This is a genomic window from Pseudomonas sp. (assembly GCF_049645325.1).
Taxonomy (GTDB): Bacteria; Pseudomonadota; Gammaproteobacteria; order Pseudomonadales; family Pseudomonadaceae; genus Aquipseudomonas.
The window spans coordinates 12469-27658 of sequence record NZ_JBARTQ010000612.1 but is presented as its reverse complement, the minus strand read 5'-3'; the positions used below and the strand labels follow the sequence as shown (position 1 = coordinate 27658).

Sequence of the window (15190 nt, the reverse complement as noted above, 5' to 3'; positions counted from 1 at the left end):
CGGCGGCCCACGGATTCAAGCCGGAGTGCGGGCATGCCGAGCCTAAGCGAGGCACCGAGTGGAGGGGCAAGAGCGTTTTGCTTACTTTTGCGCTCTATCAAAAGTGAGCCGCCGTAAGGGCGGAACCCATACTCGCCATCACCCAAATAACGGATATGCACCCTGCCCAACCCAACCCAACCCATCTACAACTGAAACCGCTGCCGCTCCGACTCATACATCGGCCGAACCAACGCAAACTCATGATCAATCTGATCCACCAGCGCCCAAAGATCCCCCACCGCAGACCCCGCAGACTCAACCTCCAACCGCTGACACAAGTGCGCCAACCGCACCGCCCCAAGGTTGCCACTGCTGCCCTTGAAGCTGTGCGCAATCCGCCCCAACGCCTTGGCATCATCACGTGACTTGCGCAACGCCTCGACGCGCTTTTGCGAGTCGTCCAGAAACGTGTCGAGCAGCTTCGGATACTCGCTCTCCATCACTTCCTGCAATCCCGACAACACATCAGGGTCCAGATGAATCTCAGCCACTTGCTCGCTCCTTGATCAAGAATCGGCGGATTATGCCAGAGCCCCCCAGCAAAACTCCACGCACACACTGCGCCCACCGTCGGACCAGCGTACATCGCTGCTCAATTGACGCACCAGGCTCAAGCCACGGCCAGACAGACGGTCAACGTCCAACGGCCGCGCCAGCACCTGCTCCACGTCAAACCCAGGCCCGCTGTCTTCGATGCGCAGCGTCATTTTGCCGCCGGTGTCGGTCGGCACCACCTGCACATGCACGCGCACGTAACCACTGTCCAACTGCGCCAGCCGCTCATTGCGCTGGCGATAGTAGTGGGCAAACCCCTGGGCGTCGCGCTTGAGCCGCGAGTCCAGACCCAACACGCCATGCTCCAGTGCGTTGGAATACAGCTCGGCCATCACGCTGTAGAGCGCCCCGCTCTGCTCTCGCAGGCCATGGATCTCCAGCAGCAGTTGCAGCAAATACGGCAACGGGTTGTAGCTTTTGAGGGTCTGCGCGCGGAACTCGAAACTCACCGACCAATCCAGCGGGCACGACCGGCCGCTGTCGGCGTAAATAGGCTCGGCAGCCCGCAGCGACTGACTGGCCTGCAAGGTGATCTCCACCATGCTCACGTCGTCCCGCGCCTGGCCTCGAAAGGCCGCCAGGGCCTGTTCGATCGCTTCGAACAGGCGGTCAGGCTCGCGGTTGGCGGCAAACACCTGCTGCAAGCGCTCGGCGCCGAACAACTGGTCATTGGCATCGGCGGTGTCGAGCACCCCGTCGGAGAGCAGAAATACACGATCGCCCAAGGCCATCGGCCAGACTTCGGTGCTGTCGTCAAAGGCCTCCGCCGACAGCACGCCCAAGGGCAAATGCCGCGACATCAACGGCGTGCGCTTGCCCGTGGCGACTTCATGCACGTAGCCCTCGGGCATGCCGCCGTTCCACACCTCCACCACACGCCGCTGAGCACTCAGGCACAACAGGGTCGCGCAGCAGAACATGTCCACCGGCAGGATGCGCTTGAGCTTGGCGTTCATCTCGCGCAGGGTTTGCGCCAGGCCGTAGCCCTTGGCGGTCATGCCGTAGAAAACTTCTGCCAGCGGCATCGCACCCACCGCCGCCGGCAGGCCGTGCCCGGTGAAGTCACCGAGCAGCACGTGCATGTCACCGGACGGCGTATACGCCGCCAGCAACAAGTCGCCGTTGAACAGCGCATAGGGCGATTGCAGGTAACGAATGTTCGGCGCGGCGTTGATGCAGCCGGAATGCGCGACCTTGTCAAACACCGCCTTGGCCGCGCGCTGTTCGTGCAGCAGGTAATCGTGGTGCTTGGCGATCAGATCGCGCTGCTGCAACACCGTGGCTTGCAGGCGGCGCAGGCGGTCCATGGCGTTGATCTTTGCCGCCAGGATCAGCTGATTGTAGGGTTTGGGCAGAAAGTCATCGCCGCCGGCATCCAGGCATTGGGCCAGGGCTTCGCTCTCGCGCAGGGACGTCAGGAAGATGATCGGCACCAGCGCCTCACCCGCCAGTTGCTTGATCTGGCGCGCGGCTTCAAAACCGTCCATCACCGGCATCAGTGCGTCCATCAGCACCAGTTGCGGGCGCTCACGGGCGAACACGTCGACGGCTTGCGCGCCGTTCGTGGCGGTCAGCACCTGATGGCCCTGACGCCGGATGATGGTCGAGAGCAGCAGTAAATCCGCAGCGCTGTCTTCGGCGATCAGGATCGTCAGCGCTTCAAGGACAGGGGCCAGGGCGCTCAACTGATGTCGAACAGTTTGTCGAAGTTGGAGATGGCGAGGATCTTGCGCACGTCGGAGTTACTGTTGATCACTTTGACTTCGGCGTTATCGCCACCGGCATGGTCACGCAACAGCAGGAGCATGCCCAAGGCGGAGCTGTCCATGTAGGTGGCTTCCTTCAAGTCCACCACGTAAAGCTCGGGCACCTTGTAGTACTTTTCGTAGGCCTCACGAAACGCCTGGTGGCTACCGAAATCGAATCGCCCCTTGACGGTGATCATTGCTTTTTTCCCATCCAGGGATACTTCTGACTCAACTGACATACGACTGCTTCCTTGTCATTGGCACTGTGCAACAAGGTTTAGCAGGTGAACCGGATCTGAGCAACACAACGTTCCAAATGTGGGAGCTGGCTTGCCTGCTCCTACAGTGGGCCGGTGGCAACGGTCAGTACGGTGATTGGCGGGGAAGACGTTGCGACAGTTCGTCGAGCAACTTCTGCTCGCGCTTGTCTTCAATCGCCCGTGCCTCGTCGATGTAGCGCTGCACCAGCTTGCGCAACCCTTCGACCCGGGCGAACGCCGCTTGCCAGCTCTCGCGGGCTTTGTCGAGGTTGTTCTGGTGCCAGGCCAGGCTCTGGCGCTGTTGGCCGACGGCGGTTTCGAGCTGGTTGAGAAAGCCTTGGTAGCCCATCAGCCACTGGCCCGACACGCCCTTGCTGCCGCGCTCGATCCACTGCTGCTGGTATTCGCCGCGAAAGCGCTCCAGGTCGCCCAGCTTGCTTTCCGCCAGACGCACCTGGCCCTGAAAGTAACCCAGGCGCTGCACGGCGGCCTTTTCGGCTTTTTCGGCCATGTCCACCACTGGCGCCAGGCGCGAGGAACGGGTGCTGGCCATGGCTTAGCCGCCTGGCGCCGGGGCGAAGATCGAGCCCAGGTGCGCTTCACTTTCACCCATGCTGATCTTGTCGTTGAGGCCCTGGCGCAGGTAGCTCACCAATTGCGGCTGCAGGGCAATCGCCAGGTCGGTTTCGCGGTCGCCACCCGCCACGTAGGCGCCGACGCTGATCAGGTCACGGCTCTGCTGATAACGCGACCACAATTGCTTGAAATGCTGTGCGCGGGCCATGTGCTCCGGCGTGACCACTGCGGGCATTACCCGGCTGATCGACGCTTCAATATCGATGGCCGGGTAGTGCCCTTCTTCGGCCAGGCGCCGCGACAGCACGATGTGCCCGTCGAGCACGCCCCGCGCCGAGTCGGCAATCGGGTCCTGCTGGTCATCGCCTTCGGATAACACGGTGTAGAACGCCGTGATCGACCCCCCGCCCGCCTCAGCATTACCGGCGCGCTCTACCAGCTTGGGCAGCTTGGCGAACACCGACGGCGGATAACCCTTGGTGGCCGGCGGCTCGCCGATAGCCAGGGCGATTTCCCGCTGGGCCTGGGCGAAACGTGTGAGCGAGTCCATCAGCAACAGGACATTCTTGCCCTTGTCGCGAAAATATTCGGCGATGCGTGTGCAGTACATGGCCGCGCGCAGACGCATCAACGGCGCATCGTCAGCCGGAGAAGCCACCACCACCGAGCGCTTGAGGCCTTCTTCACCGAGGCTGTGCTCGATAAATTCCTTCACCTCACGGCCCCGCTCGCCGATCAGCCCGACCACGATGATGTCGGCCTCGGTGAAGCGCGTCATCATGCCCAGCAACACCGATTTACCCACGCCGGTACCGGCGAACAGGCCCAGGCGCTGGCCGCGACCGACCGTCAATAAACCGTTGATGCTGCGAATACCCACGTCCAGCGGCACGCTGATCGGGTTGCGGTTGAGCGGGTTGATGGTCGGGCCGTCCATCGGCACCCAGTCTTCGGCTTTCATGCCGCCTTTGCCGTCGAGTGCGCGACCGGCGCCATCGAGCACGCGGCCAAGCATGCTCATGCCCATTGGCAAGCGGCCGGTGTCGGCCAATGGCACCACGCGGGCGCCGGGGGCGATGCCGGCCAGGCTGCCGACGGGCATGAGGAAAATCTTGTTGCCGGAAAAGCCCATCACCTCGGCTTCAACCTGCACCGGGTGGTAGCTGTCGTCGTTGATCACCATGCAGCGGCTGCCCATGGCGGCGCGCAGGCCTTCAGCCTCCAGGGTCAGGCCGACCATGCGCAGCAGGCGGCCTTCGAGGATCGGCTGGCCAGGCAATTCAGTGGCTTCGGCGTAGCCACTCAGGCGCTTGGCGAAGCTGGTGCGATCAAGGCGCATCGGGGGCGTCCAGGTCAACGCTCAGGTCAGGCTCGGCCGGGTGCAGGGCTTGTTCATGCAGTTGATCGAACAGTTTGGCCATGATCTGGCTGACGCGGGTTTCGACCGTGGCATCGATGCGGCTGTGTTCGGTTTCGACGCGGCAGCCACCCGGCTGCAACGCCGCATCCTCGACGATGCGCCAGGTTTCTTCATGGCGCTCACGCAGGGCTTTGACCTGTTCGAAATCCTGGGGGTTGATGTACAGGCGCACATTGCCGACGCCCAAAGGCAGCAGCTTGAGCGCCTCGCGCATCACGCTTTCGATATGGCTGGAATCAAGCACCAGTTCGCGCTGGATCACTTGGCGGGCGATGTGCTCCACCAGGCCGACCATGGCTTTTTCGATCTGCGAGTCCTGCTCGGCGATGGGGTCAAACAACGTGCCCATCAGGCGCTCCAGGCTGGCCAGCTTGACGCTTAACGCCTCTTCGGCTTCCTGGCGGACCTTGAGCGTGGTGCTGCGAAAACCGTCTTTCTCGCCCGCCGCAAAGCCTTCGTTGTAGGCCTCCTGGCGGATGGACTCCAATTCTTCGAGGGTCAGTGGCTGGACTTCATCCAGCGGCACTTCTTCCATTTCCGCTGGCGGCTCTACAACCGGTTCCGGCTCGGGCTCCGGCACATGCGGGTCGAAGCTGGGCAACGACCAGATGTCGAACCCGCCGACATCCCGCGCGCGAATCAGATCGCTGGGCGTCTCATCTTTGTTCGACATGCGGGGCGCCTTAAATCATTTCTTCGCCGCCCTTCCCGCCGAGAACGATTTCTCCGGCTTCGGCCATACGGCGGGCAATGGTGAGGATTTCCTTCTGGGCGGTTTCGACGTCGCTGACGCGCACCGGGCCTTTGGCTTCCAGGTCGTCGCGCAACAGTTCCGAAGCACGCTTGGACATGTTCTTGAAGATCTTCTCTTTGACGTTCTCGTCCGAGCCTTTGAGGGCCAGTACCAGCACGTCGGAGGACACTTCACGCAGCAACGCCTGGATGCCACGGTCGTCGACATCGGAGAGGTTGTTGAACACGAACATGAGGTCTTCGATCTGGCCGGACAGGGTGTCGTCGATCTCGCGGATCGAGTCCATCAACTGGCCTTCGACCGAGCTGTCGAGGAAGTTCATGATGTCGGCCGCGCGCTTGATGCCACCCAGGGTGGTACGCGAGGCATTCGAGTTGCCCGAGAACTGCTTCTCGAGAATCGTGTTGAGTTCTTTCAGCGCCGCCGGTTGCACGGTGTTCAGCGACGACACGCGCAGGATGATGTCCAGGCGCACTTTATGGTCGAAGTGGCCGAGCACTTCACCAGCCTGGTCGGGGTCGAGATACGCCACGACGATGGCCTGGATCTGCGGGTGCTCGTAGCGGATCACGTCAGCCACTGCGCGCGGTTCCATCCATTTGAGGCTGTCGAGGCCGCTGGTGTTGCCGCCGAGCAGGATGCGGTCGATCAGGCCGTTGGCTTTGTCTTCGCCCAGGGCCGAGGTGAGCATCTTGCGAATGTAGCTGTCGGAGCCGACGCCCAGGCTGGTCTGGTCGCCGACGATCTCGACGAACTCGCTCATCACCTGCTCGACCTGCTCGCGGTGCACATTGCGCATTTGCGCCATGGCCACGCCCACGCGCTGAACCTCTTTGGGGCCCATGTGGCGCAGCACTTGTGCGGCGTCGGTTTCACCCAGGGACAGCAGCAATACGGCGGCTTTGTCGACCTTGGTGAGCTTGGCAACAGCGGCTCGATTATCACTCATCTGCGTTGATCCACTCTTTCACGACCTGAGCCACACGGCCCGGGTCTTCTGCTACCAGACTCTTGATTGCATTCAGCTGAGCGTCATAGCCTTCGCTCGGGCTTGGCAACAGGATACTTTGCGGGCCGCCGAGGCTGACGCGGTCGTTGGCCAGTTCGCCATCCAGGCCGCCCATGCCACCCAACTCGACGTCGCCGCCGGCCAGGGCCAGTTGCTTCTTGCCATGGCCGGTGATGTTGTTGAGCACCGGGCGCAGCACGCCGAACACCAGCACCAGGATGAACAACACACCCAGCACTTGCTTGACGATGTCCCAGAACCACGGCTGGGTGTAGAACGCCGGGTCGGCGATTACCTCACCGCGCTCGGCGGAGAACGGCATGTTGATCACGCTGACGCTGTCACCCCGGCTGGCGTCAAAACCAACGGCGTCCTGCACCAGGCGGGTAAAGCGCGCCAATTCGTCGGCGCTCCAAGGGGCGCGGGTAACGGCGCCATCAGCGGCGTTGACCTTGACCTGGTCATCAACCACCACCGACACCGACAGGCGATTGATTTTGCCCTGCTGCTGCTTGGTGTGGCTGATGGAACGGTCGAGTTCGAAGTTCTTGGTCGACTGGTTACGCTTGTCGGACGGGTACGGCGCGAGCATCGGCTGGCCGGTGGCCGGGTCCATGATCTGCTGGCCGTTGGCGTCCAGCAGTGGCTGGCCCGGCTGAATCGCACTGGCGGTCGCGGCAGCGCCACCCGTGGTTTGCGGCGCCGAGGCCGGGGCCGGTGGCTGGTTGCTCAGGGCACCTGGCACACCTTGCGGGCCATTGCTGGCGGTGCGTTGTTCGGTGGTCGACTGCTCGCTGCGCAGTGCCGGCTGGTCCGGATTGAACTGCTCGGAGGTCGACTCGATGGCACTGAAGTCCACGTCGGCGGACACTTCAGCCTTGTAGCGGTCGTTACCCAACACCGGTTGCAGGATGTTGTGCACACGCTGGGTCAGCATGCTTTCCATGCGGCGGCTGTAGTCGAACTGCTTGCCGGCCTGGGTCAGCGCGGAATTTTCGGCCATATCCGATAGCAGGTTGCCCTTCTGGTCGACCACGGTGATTTGCGACTTGCTCAACTCGGGAACGCTGGTGGCCACCAGGTTGATGATCGCCAGGACCTGGCCAGGCTCCAGGGAGCGGCCGGAAAACAGTTCGACCAACACCGAAGCACTTGGCTTGCGCTCGTCACGCACAAACACCGAGCTTTTCGGAATCGCCAGGTGCACACGGGCGCCCTTGACGTTATTCAGGCTGGAGATGGTGCGGGCCAGTTCGCCTTCAAGGCCACGACGATAACGCGTGGCTTCCATGAACTGGCTGGTCCCCAGGCCCTGGTCCTTATCGAGGATTTCAAAACCGATGTTGCTGTCGGACGGCGTGACGCCGGCGGCGGCAAGTTTCATCCGCGCACGGGCGACGTCATCGGCCTTGACCAGCAAGGCGCCGGAGTTGGGCTCGACGGTGTAGGCGATGTCGGCAGCGGCCAGGGTTTCCATGATCTGCTTGGAATCCATGCCGGCCAGGCTGCCGTACAGCGGCCGGTAATCAGGTTGCTGCGACCACAACACCACGGCAAAACCAATCGCCACGCTGGCAGCCAGGCCGACCATCAGGCCCACCTGACGCAACATGGTCATTTCCGAGAGGTTTTCCAGGAACGACAGGCCAAACAGCGGCGGCTTGCCGTCTGCCTTGGCGGGTGCGTTGTCCACGACTGCTTCTGCCATGACTTAAATCTCGTCCTTAAACCGGCATCTGCATGATGTCTTGATAAGCCTGAACCAGCTTGTTACGCACTTGGGTCAAGGCTTGGAAGGAAACGCTGGCCTTTTGCGAGGCGACCATCACATCGGTGAGGTCCACGCCACTTTTGCCGATCTCGAAGGCGGTGGCCAACTGATTGGAGGCTTGCTGAGTATCACTGACTTTGTTGATTGCCTGACCGAGCATGTCGGCAAAACTGCTTTGGCCCAATTCCGGCGCTGGCGCGACAGATTTCGGTTGAGCCATGGCATCCATTTGCATGGAGCGCATATCCAACATCAACCGATTGAACTCAATACCCTGGCTCATGACCTTCTCTCTCCGACGACCCGCAATTTTTTGACACTACTCAGCGGTTACTGGGGGTAGTAGCAACAAGGGTGCCAGCTCCGTGGCGACGCGTAAGAAAAGGCGACAAACCCTGTCGGCCCCACGCTTTTTTCAGGTGGCGAAAAGGTAGGCTTCCACGTCCATCCCGGCGTCGCGCATCTGCGCCAGCTTGTAGCGCAAGGTGCGCGGGCTGATGCCAAGGCGCTCGGCGGCTTCTTTGCGGCGCCCGCGCTCGGAACGCAGGGTGTCGATGATCATCTGGAATTCGCGGCGGCGCAGGTCATCGCCCAGGGCGCCACCAGATTCAGCTTCAGCAACCACCACCGGGGCCGGCGCCAGGCTCGGCAACGGCGCAGCGCCGGTGCCCATCGCCAGGCAGAAGTCCTGCGGCTGGATCAGCCCGCCCTGCTGCAAAATCAGCGCGCGCTGAATGGCGTTGTCCAATTCACGCACGTTGCCGGGCCATGGATAGCTGATCAGGCAAGCCTGGGCCTCAGCCGACAGCCGTGCCTGGGCATGCTTCATTTTTTTGACGTGGTTGTTGAGCAAACGCTCGGCCAGCGGAATGATGTCCGCCGGGCGCTCGCGCAATGGGCGCCAGGCCAGCGGGAATACCGAAAGCCTGTAGAACAAGTCTTCACGGAAGCGCCCCGCCGCCACTTCGCCCGCCAGGTCGCGGTTGGTGGTGGCGACCACGCGGATATCCAGCTGGATCGGCTTGCGCGCGCCCACGCGCTCGACCTCACGCTCCTGCAGCACGCGCAGCAATTTGGCTTGCAGGCCCAGGGGCATTTCGGAAATTTCGTCGAGCAGAATGGTGCCGCCATCGGCCTGCTCGAACTTGCCAGCCTGGGCCGCGATGGCGCCGGTGAACGAGCCCTTTTCGTGGCCGAACAATGTGGCTTCGAGCATGTTGTCGGGGATCGCCGCGCAGTTGATCGCGATAAACGGTTGCTTGGCGCGACTGGATTGCTGGTGGATATAACGCGCCAGCACTTCTTTACCGGTGCCGGACTCGCCGGAAATCAACACGGTGGAATCGCTGCGCGCCACGCGGGCCGCCAGTTCCAGCAATTGCGCACTGGCCGGCTCAAAGGCAATCGGGCCGTCGCCGTCAACCGCCGCGATCACGCCCAGGGCGTGCCGGGCGACCAACTCGATCAGCGCCTTGGGCTCGAACGGCTTGACCAGGTAATCCGCCGCCCCTTGGCGCATGGCGTCCACCGCCCGCTCCACAGCGCCGTGGGCCGTCATCAGCAACACTGGCAACTGCGGCTGGCGCGCACGCAGCAGCCCGAGCAACTGATGACCGTCCATACCGGGCATGTTCACGTCGCTGACCACCAGGCTAAAGGCCTCTTGTTCAACGGCCTCCAAGGCTTCTTCGGCAGAACCGACCGCCCGGTAGTCATGGCCCGCCAACAGCAGCGTGTCAGCCAATGCTTCACGCAGGGCGCGATCGTCTTCAACCAGTAAAACCTTGATAGCCATAGTCCTTTTACTCCGCGCTTGCCGCGCTGGAAAACAGCGGCAAGGTCATCAATGCACAGGTGCCACGCCCCACTCGGGAGTGCAGATGCAATTCTCCCTGATGGGCACGCGCCACTGCCTTGACCACGGTCAGGCCCAGGCCCGTACCGTTGGTCTTGGTGGTAAAAAAGGGCTCGCCCAGGCGCTGCAGCACCACCGGGTCGATGCCGCTGCCACTGTCACTGACGCACAGGCGCAGGGTTTGCCCGCGGGTGTAGAGATGAACCTTGAGTCGCGCGCCCGGGCCGCTGGCCTGGGTGGCGTTTTCGATCAGGTTGAGCAGCGAACCCACCAGCGTGTCGCGGTTGCACAGCAACTCGCCGAGGTGGCTGTCGCACTGCCAGCGCACGTTGACGTCGTGGATATGGGTGGCGGCCGCCGCTTGCAGCGACTGCATCAATGCCGCCGGCGTGACGCGGTCAGTCAGCGGCAATTCGCCGCGGGCAAACACCAGCATGTCGCGCACCTGGTGCTCCAACTCATGCAGGCGCTCCTTGAGGCGCCCGGCAAAACGCTGGTGGGTCGACGCTGGCAATTGCTCATCAGTCAAATGACTGGCGTAGATCAACGCGGCCGACAGCGGCGTGCGGATCTGATGCGCCAAAGAAGCGACCATCCTGCCCAGCGACGACAACCGCTCGTGGCGCGCCAGCTGGTCTTGCAAGTGACGGGTTTCAGTCAGGTCGTTGAGCAACACCAACTGCCCCGGCTCGGCGTCGAGGGAACGGGTGGCGATGGACAGGCGGCGCCCGTCCTTGAGGGAAATTTCGTGGCCGTCGTCTTCACGCGGGGCGAAGCAGCGGGTGATAACTTCGCGCCACAGCTCACCTTCCAGCGGCAGGCCGAGCATGTCGACGGCGGCCGGGTTGGCTTCACGCACGCGGCCCTGGTCGTCAATGACGATCACGCCACCGGGCAGCAACGACAGCAGGTTTTGCAGACGGTTGGCCAGTCGCTCTTTCTCGGCCAGCTCTTCCATGCGTTGCGCACTGACCACCGCCAGTTCGCCTTTGAGCTCGGAAACCCGGGCCTCCAGCAAGCTATAGGAGTCAGTCAATTGGCTCGACATCTGGTTGAACAGCGAAAAGGCCTGTTCCAGGCCCTGTCGACTTTGCTGCTCTACAGAGGGAAGTAGCCCTGCAAGATCGGGGGCCGAAGAGTGTTGGGCGGCGTGGGGCATCATGCTCTCTCGCTTGGCTGACCGTCAGTTAAACGGAACGTTGCGAGGGCTGTAGCAATACCCGTGCCTAAAAAAAACTACCTATATTTCAGTCGCTTAAAAAACAGGCGTCAATCATCCGCCTGTTCATCACCTTCACGACGGCTCATTCCGTACTTGCGCATCTTTTCCACCAGGGTGGTGCGACGGATACGCAGGCGCTCGGCGGCACGCGCGACGATGCCGTTGGCGTCGTCCAGGGCTTGCTGGATCAGCCCTTGTTCGAGGTTGCCGAGGTAGTCCTTCAGGTCCAGGCCTTCCGGCGGCAGCATGGCGGTGGAACCGAAGTCCGGCGTATGGCCGTTGATGGCCACGCGCTCTTCCAGATCGCTGCGCAGGCTGTCGACCAATTGCTCATCTTCGTCGTCGACGTAGCGGAATTTCTTCGGCAGCTCGACCACGCCGATCACGCCGTAGGGGTGCATGATCGCCATGCGCTCCACCAGGTTGGCCAGCTCGCGGACGTTGCCTGGCCAGCCGTGGCGGCACAGGGACATGATTGCGGCGGAGTTGAAGCGAATCGAACCGCGCTTTTCGTGCTCCATGCGCGAGATCAGTTCGTTCATCAACAACGGGATGTCTTCCACGCGCTCACGCAGTGGCGCCATCTCGATCGGGAATACGTTGAGGCGGTAGTACAGATCTTCGCGGAAGCTGCCGACCTCGATCATGCTTTCGAGGTTCTTGTGCGTGGCCGCGATGATGCGCACGTCGACGCTCTGGGTCTTGTTGCTACCCACGCGCTCGAAGGTGCGCTCCTGCAACACGCGGAGCAGCTTGACCTGCATCGGCAGCGGCATGTCGCCGATTTCGTCGAGGAACAGGGTGCCGCCGTTGGCCAGCTCGAAACGCCCGGCACGGCTGGTGATTGCACCGGTAAAGGCGCCCTTCTCATGGCCAAACAGCTCGCTTTCCAGCAGCTCTGCCGGGATCGCCCCGCAGTTGACCGGCACAAAAGGCCCGTCGCGGCGCTTGGAGTGATAGTGCAGGTTGCGGGCAACCACTTCCTTGCCGGTACCGGACTCGCCGAGGATCAATACGCTGGCGTCGGTGTCGGCGACTTGCTGCATCATCTGGCGCACGTGCTGGATCGCACGGCTGGTGCCGACGAGGCTGCGGAACAGGTTGGGTTCGCGATGACGTCCGCGCTCACGGGCCTGGTCGTACATCTCGCGATAGACTTGGGCACGGTGCAGGGAGTCGAGCAATTTGCTGTAGCTGGGCGGCATTTCCAGGGTGGAGAGCACACGGCGGCGCTGGTCTTCCGGCAGGTCCACGGAAGAAATATCGCCCATCAGCAACACCGGAAGGAACTCATCCCAGGTGGACAGTGTCTTTAACAAGCCCAGAACTGCGCCAGGAGCGTTTACCGTCCCGATCAGTACACAGATGACTTCACGGCTCGACGACAATGAGCTGACAGCCTGCTGCCAATCATGGCTGCCGCAGGGCAAATTTTCTTCACCAAGAAAATTTAAAATCACCGCTAAATCGCGGCGGCGGACGCTATCGTCATCAATCAGCAGAATTTTGGTTTCACGCCACATGCAATAGCAACTTCCCTAGTTAACTCAAATGCCCTGGAGACGGGGGCAATCTAGAAGGCTGTAAGCATTGTCTGCGTTACAACCGTCTGAAATCTGAAAACAGCACTAGTTAAGTCAAAAAAACGCGCGCAGTCAAATTTATGACGCGCGTGAGGATTAACTGAGCCCGTTCAGCCGAACAGATGGTAAACCTTTGACGCACTTTGCGCGCGGTTGATCTGCGACATCTCTTCGAAAATCGCCTGGCGCTCGCCGGTCGTCACCTCCAGCAACTGCTGATACACCGCCAACAAGCTCTCCAGCTTTTCCCGCAGGGCGTCCTCGTCCTCCGGCGCATCGGTCAGCGCCTCGTCGATCACCGCACGACAGCCCAGATCCAGTTCGCCGATGGCGTCCCAGTTACGTGCCGCCAATGCGTCGACCAAGGCTTCGCGGGTCTCGTCAATCCGTTGCAGGGCGTGGCTCATGACATCATCCTCAGGCCGCAAGGCCTACAGTGTTGCAATACCGTCCCAGCCTTCCTTGAGCGTAATCATCAGGCCGGCTACTTCGTCGATCATGGCGACATCGCTCTTGCTGTTGGCTTCCAGCAGGCGTGTGGTCATGTAGGCATACAGGTTATCCAGTTGCTGCAACCCGGCCGGATCATCGGTCTTTTCAGGGTTCAAACCGTCACGCAGGCCGATCAAAATATCGATCGCCTTGCCCAGCAACAGGCCTTTTTGCGCGATATCACCACGAGCCATGGCGCCCTTGGCCTGCGCCATGCGATCCAGCGCGCCTTCCATCAGCATCTGGACCAGACGGTGCGGGCTGGCTTCGGAGATCTGGGCATGGGAATTGACCTTCTGGTATTGGCGAAGGGCTCTCATGGGATTCATGTTTCTACCTCGTGACAGGCAACAGCTAAATAGGATGGGCTATGACCAATATGTCGACTGGGTCGCAAAAAACTTTAACCCGACGGTCTGGCGAAGGTCACGCCCGGCAAAGGCGCTCACCTCGCCGGACGGCCTCATTGAAGATTAAGAGGTCTTCGGATTGTTCAGCGAATCGAGCGTGGTCATCACACTTGAACGTTGCGCGGTGAGCTGTGCCACCAGGTTGTTCATCGTCGTGTATTTGGCGGTCAGGCTCGTCTTCAGGGCCGCCATGCGCGCTGTCAGGGTGTCCTGCTGGTTTTGCAGGTCCTTGATCGTGTCGGACAAGGTCGACGACCGCGTAGCGAGTACGCCGGTGTTGCTCAGCGCATAGCTGTCGGTCGCGGATTTCATGCGCGCCAGCAGGCCATTATCGCCGTTGAAAATACCGCCGATGTCGGTCGGGTTGGTCGCAATTGCCGCACCGAACAGTTTGTCGTCGATACTCAGCTTGCCGGTGCTCTGGTCAGTGTTCACACCAAACTGCGCCAGGGACTTCAAGGTCCCCGTGCCCGCCATTGCGTTCAGCTCAGTACGAATGGCCGACTGCAACGTACGCATGGTCGCGTCGCCCGTCAGCGCCGACGGCGTGGTGGTGCCGTCCGGATTGGTGGTCACCTTGGTCTCGGCGCTTATCGCTGTGAGCAGTGCGTTATAGGTGTCGACAAAGCCCTTGACCGCACTCTTGAGCGTGTCGGTGCTCCTTGCGACCGTGATGGTCGACGAGGAGCGCAGAACGCCCGTCGAGTTGGCATCGGTAACCCCGGCAGGCCAAGGCGACACAGCAGTCAATTTGATGCTCACGCCACTGATCGCGTCGGTCAGGGTATTACTTTTGGATTCTTGGGAAGTGCCGTCAATCGTGTACTTTGCATTCTGCGGCGCGGTGCCCACCAACGAGGTTCCAGTTTCCAGCCCGGAGTTACCGCCTACCGTAATGTCAGTGCCCACACCGGTATTGGTCGACGTCAGGACCATCCGCGAACCGGTGGCATCAGTCAGGATGTTGGCACTGAGGCCGGAACTGGTGAGTTGTGCGTTGATCGAGTCACGCACTTGCTGCAACGTCGCGCCTGCGGGCACGCTGACCGCATAACTCTGACCCGACTGGGAAATCGTCAGCGAAGTCGCTGTGGTACCCGCGTTGACAACCGTCGATGCGCCACCGGCATAGGTTTTGGTCGCGATTTTGGAGGCGGTCGCCAATTGGTTGACCACCAACTGGTAGCTGCCCGCCGAAGCATTGGCGCCCAGGGTCACGCTGGAAACGTTCGCGTCTGAAGTCGTCGCCGTCAGGCCACCGATACTCGCGTCCTTGGACATGTTGTCCATGGCACCACGGAAGGCATCCAGGGCCGCCTGAATCTTGCCGATCGATGACAGTTGGGCGGTCGAGGTCGTCGACTGCTTGTTGATCTGCGATTGCTTCGGCGCCTGCTCAGCGTTCACCAAGGCGGTCACGATCGACTGGGTATCAATGCCCGTTACCGGGCCGCTGATGGATATGTCACCCATGATGTTTTCTCCTGATCCGG

General features: G+C 61.6%; 15 protein-coding genes. All 15 read right to left on the bottom strand.

Translation table 11 applies throughout. The features are described 5' to 3' along the window. Window positions 1-185 precede the first annotated feature (185 nt). Window positions 186-533 carry an Hpt domain-containing protein gene (locus WBB95_RS25775; protein WP_424490141.1) on the bottom strand — a complete coding sequence of 116 codons (348 nt, stop codon included), beginning with the start codon at window positions 531-533 and terminating at the stop codon, window positions 186-188. A gap of 30 nt (window positions 534-563) precedes the next feature. Beyond that, complete coding sequence (locus tag WBB95_RS25770; RefSeq protein ID WP_424490140.1) at window positions 564-2282, bottom strand: ATP-binding SpoIIE family protein phosphatase; 1719 nt, start codon at window positions 2280-2282, stop codon at window positions 564-566. After that, window positions 2279-2584 carry an STAS domain-containing protein gene (locus tag WBB95_RS25765; RefSeq protein WP_424490139.1) on the bottom strand — a complete coding sequence of 102 codons (306 nt, stop codon included), beginning with the start codon at window positions 2582-2584 and terminating at the stop codon, window positions 2279-2281. The genes WBB95_RS25770 and WBB95_RS25765 overlap by 4 nt, the downstream gene beginning before the upstream one ends. Before the next feature lie 124 nt (window positions 2585-2708). Beyond that, on the bottom strand, window positions 2709-3158 hold the full coding sequence (fliJ, locus tag WBB95_RS25760) for a flagellar export protein FliJ (protein ID WP_424490138.1): 450 nt from the start codon (window positions 3156-3158) through the stop codon (window positions 2709-2711). Window positions 3159-3161: 3 nt separating this feature from the next. Beyond that, complete coding sequence (fliI, locus tag WBB95_RS25755) at window positions 3162-4520, bottom strand: flagellar protein export ATPase FliI (RefSeq protein ID WP_424490137.1); 1359 nt, start codon at window positions 4518-4520, stop codon at window positions 3162-3164. Then, entirely contained in the window at window positions 4510-5274 is a 765-nt protein-coding gene (gene fliH / locus WBB95_RS25750; protein WP_424490136.1) for a flagellar assembly protein FliH, read from the bottom strand. Before fliH ends, fliI begins: the two co-directional genes overlap by 11 nt. A 10-nt stretch (window positions 5275-5284) precedes the next feature. After that, window positions 5285-6304 carry a flagellar motor switch protein FliG gene (fliG, locus tag WBB95_RS25745; protein WP_010208743.1) on the bottom strand — a complete coding sequence of 340 codons (1020 nt, stop codon included), beginning with the start codon at window positions 6302-6304 and terminating at the stop codon, window positions 5285-5287. After that, entirely contained in the window at window positions 6297-8072 is a 1776-nt protein-coding gene (gene fliF / locus WBB95_RS25740; RefSeq protein WP_424490135.1) for a flagellar basal-body MS-ring/collar protein FliF, read from the bottom strand. Before fliF ends, fliG begins: the two co-directional genes overlap by 8 nt. 16 nt (window positions 8073-8088) lie before the next feature. Beyond that, window positions 8089-8418, bottom strand: coding sequence for a flagellar hook-basal body complex protein FliE (gene fliE / locus WBB95_RS25735; protein WP_016972029.1), 330 nt, complete (start codon window positions 8416-8418; stop codon window positions 8089-8091). 132 nt (window positions 8419-8550) lie between these two features. Then, on the bottom strand, window positions 8551-9930 hold the full coding sequence (locus tag WBB95_RS25730; protein ID WP_424490134.1) for a sigma-54-dependent transcriptional regulator: 1380 nt from the start codon (window positions 9928-9930) through the stop codon (window positions 8551-8553). Between the two features lie 7 nt (window positions 9931-9937). Next, window positions 9938-11149, bottom strand: coding sequence for a sensor histidine kinase (locus WBB95_RS25725; RefSeq protein ID WP_424490142.1), 1212 nt, complete (start codon window positions 11147-11149; stop codon window positions 9938-9940). 110 nt (window positions 11150-11259) lie between these two features. After that, the gene (locus tag WBB95_RS25720) at window positions 11260-12735 is read right to left on the bottom strand and encodes a sigma-54 dependent transcriptional regulator (RefSeq protein WP_424490133.1); all 1476 of its coding nucleotides are present in this window, start codon (window positions 12733-12735) and stop codon (window positions 11260-11262) included. A gap of 170 nt (window positions 12736-12905) precedes the next feature. Next, window positions 12906-13202 carry a flagellar protein FliT gene (locus tag WBB95_RS25715; RefSeq protein WP_424490132.1) on the bottom strand — a complete coding sequence of 99 codons (297 nt, stop codon included), beginning with the start codon at window positions 13200-13202 and terminating at the stop codon, window positions 12906-12908. A gap of 24 nt (window positions 13203-13226) precedes the next feature. Next, a complete protein-coding gene (fliS, locus tag WBB95_RS25710; RefSeq protein WP_424490131.1) occupies window positions 13227-13616 on the bottom strand; it encodes a flagellar export chaperone FliS in 390 nt (129 codons plus the stop codon). Between the two features lie 144 nt (window positions 13617-13760). Beyond that, entirely contained in the window at window positions 13761-15170 is a 1410-nt protein-coding gene (gene fliD, locus WBB95_RS25705; protein ID WP_424490130.1) for a flagellar filament capping protein FliD, read from the bottom strand. Between the last annotated feature and the right edge of the window lie 20 nt (window positions 15171-15190).